Consider the following 2,536-nt stretch of genomic DNA (forward strand, 5'->3'; position numbering starts at 1 on the left):
GCCAGGAATCTTTCTTGCGTCATTAAGCCATTCGTTACTCATGATCGACTCTCCTCGTAATCCAAAACCTAACTCTAAGTATAGACTATGCTAGAAAAATTGCATTAAGGCGCGTCCGGTTATTAAATGGCGCCTCGATAACCCTGGATCGTTTCCATCCGCTCCGCTGGAGCGCCGCCGTACCTCGGACAGCCCACCGCGCTCGTTTAGTGCGTTTTCCAGCGATCCGGCGAGCGCATCGCGCACCAGATGCAGCGCGTCCAGAAAACTGCTCTTGCCCGAGCCGTTGGCACCCACCAAGTAGGTGAGCGGTTGGAGCCTGCAATTGCAGTCGCCGATGCTCTTGTAGTTGCGTAGGACGACTCGGGTGAGAAAGACTGGGGCGCTCATAGAGTGGATCCTGCGCTTGGCGGGCTCGGCCAGCCACATAGAGCGGCCGACATCGGCAGACATTGTACCGGAGGTGTCGATACCGGGCCGTGGCGTTTGCGCTCACCCTGCAGTGGATGCGACACACTCAGGCGAGTGATCCACATCCTGCGGTTTGCCGGCGTTTCGTGATGACTGTGCCAAGCGTTTGTCCGGTAGTCCTAGAATCTATATGCTCTCTAGGGCACCTGATTGACAGGCCTCGTCGCGTTGTAATGGTGAATAAAATACCAGATCGCACCAATGTGATTCTCCAGCTTCTTCGAGAATGATAGGGCTTTCCTGACGAGCCGAGACGCGCGTTGTCTGAGCGTGCCATTGAATCGTTCGATATGGTTCGTCTGCCCGGACGCCTTGCCTACCGCGTGGTGGCGATCAGGGATCGCCGCTTCATACGGGTCCCAGAAATCGGTGTAGCTAACGGCGCTGTCCTGGTAGACCTGCGGGAGCGATGCCCAGAGGGCCTTCGCTGCTTCAGCATCTCGGCGGCCAATGTGAACCCCAACAATCTCGCGGGTTTCTCGGTCGATTGCGAGCCAAACCCATTGTTTATTATCTTTATTTCCAACAAAAGACCACAATTCGTCACATTCGATTATTAGGTGTCCGCCAGTCTTTTTTTTTACAACGACCTCACGTGATACATTCTGATATTTCTAATTAACATAGGTCTGTAGCCAGCTCTCGGAGACGCCGGTAACGCGAGCGATTCCGGCAAGCGAAATCCGCTCCAGCAATAACCGGTCGATCAGCGCTTTTGTGGTATCGGTGATCGGTGATCGGTGATCGGTGATTTTAGCGGATCAGTAACAAACTGCCGACCGCAGTCTAAACATTTGTAATTTTACTTGCCTGTCGCATTGATGCCATTCTTAATAAATTGCTGCGAGTTACAATCAGGACAACACATTTTTATTCTTCAATATAGCTGTGATTTTCGTATAATGATAACATATAGATTATAGGACTACCCGGCAGTGAAGTCCTCGACGGGCTTGCGCCGATCGACCGGGCGCTGCGCGCCTTGGGGCATTCAGGATTCCAGATGTCCGTGTTCGACCCCGACCGCGTCGCACCGACCAATACCGTGCGGCAACGCTTCTGGCCGGCGGACCTGGGCCAGAACAAGGCGAAACTCCTGATGGACCGCTATGGAACCTTCGGCGGCCTGGACGGGCGGGGGTATGCCGAGGCCCTCACTGTGTCGACCCTCGACGCCATCCCCGGCGTCGACCTGTTGGTGACCTGCGTGGACAAGGCCCGCATCCGCCATGCGATCGGCACCCACGCTTGGCACCTGGACCCCGACCGCTGGCGGGACACCCTGTGGCTCGACCTCGGCAACGGCACACGCACCGGCCAGGTCGTCCTCGGCCACCTGGGGGGCTGGATGGGGGACCCGGCCCGCCTGCCCAACCTCTACGACCTGTTTCCGGAACTGGCCGACCCCGATGCGTCCCTGTCCGTCGAGGACGCGCTGGCGCTGTACGCGCCGAACTTCCCCCAGGTCCAGGGGCAACACTGGCGGCGTCCGAGTGCCGGGCGGATGGGATCCTGGTCTATCCCGTCGCGCGGCCCATGGTCAAGACCAAGGCCTGCGGTGCGGTTGCTCCCTGAGCCGAAGCGACGTATCCGGTGGCTCGCCCGAGAGGAGGCTAACCGACTGATGGCCGAACTGCCTGCGCACCTGGCCGACATGATAGCGTTCCGCACATTTGGCGGCACACCAGAAAAAGGGAGGCGCCATGATGGCGCCTTAAGTCATTGAAAAGATGGTGCGCCCTGCGCGACTCGAACGCGCGACCACCTGATTAAAAGTCCTTCTGAATTCACAGTCTACAACAAACGACAGCAAGAAAACCATTGGTTTATGGTGTCTCGCTTGTTGTCGCTTCTTGTGGATAACCGCCGTTTTTTGGTAGCGAGTGCGCCATGAGTGCGCCATGGGATCAGGATCAACCGGCCGGGCTCCGCGAGGTTGACCGGCTCCCGGCTCCGCGAGGACCTTCGCGAGGGTGTCCAGGTCCAGCGCCGGCCGTCTCGCCCTGGGGCTCTGGCCGGTCAGGTGGACGCCTTCACCGTGGAGCGGTGCCAGGATCAACCGGCC

Annotated in this window: 2 protein-coding genes and 1 pseudogene; 1 reads left to right on the top strand and 2 read right to left on the bottom strand. The window is 58.2% G+C overall.

Annotated features, from left to right (window positions below):
* Window positions 1–90 precede the first annotated feature (90 nt).
* On the bottom strand, window positions 91–390 hold the full coding sequence (locus tag QZY03_RS12990) for an AAA family ATPase (protein WP_295581651.1): 300 nt from the start codon (window positions 388–390) through the stop codon (window positions 91–93).
* A gap of 218 nt (window positions 391–608) precedes the next feature.
* Window positions 609–1,339, bottom strand: a pseudogene (locus tag QZY03_RS12995) (IS1 family transposase).
* 135 nt (window positions 1,340–1,474) lie between these two features.
* Here QZY03_RS12995 and QZY03_RS13000 point away from each other — a divergent pair.
* The gene (locus tag QZY03_RS13000) at window positions 1,475–2,197 is read left to right on the top strand and encodes a hypothetical protein (RefSeq protein ID WP_295581652.1); all 723 of its coding nucleotides are present in this window, start codon (window positions 1,475–1,477) and stop codon (window positions 2,195–2,197) included.
* The last annotated feature ends 339 nt before the right edge of the window (window positions 2,198–2,536 follow it).

This window comes from uncultured Lamprocystis sp. (genome assembly GCF_903933125.1).
Taxonomy (GTDB): Bacteria; Pseudomonadota; Gammaproteobacteria; order Chromatiales; family Chromatiaceae; genus Thiodictyon.

Coding starts and splice junctions, on each gene's coding strand:
- QZY03_RS12990 (WP_295581651.1), bottom strand. CDS start 390: ATGAGCGCCCCAGTCTTTCTCACCCGAGTCGTCCTACGCAACTACAAG.
- QZY03_RS13000 (WP_295581652.1), top strand. CDS start 1,475: ATGTCCGTGTTCGACCCCGACCGCGTCGCACCGACCAATACCGTGCGG.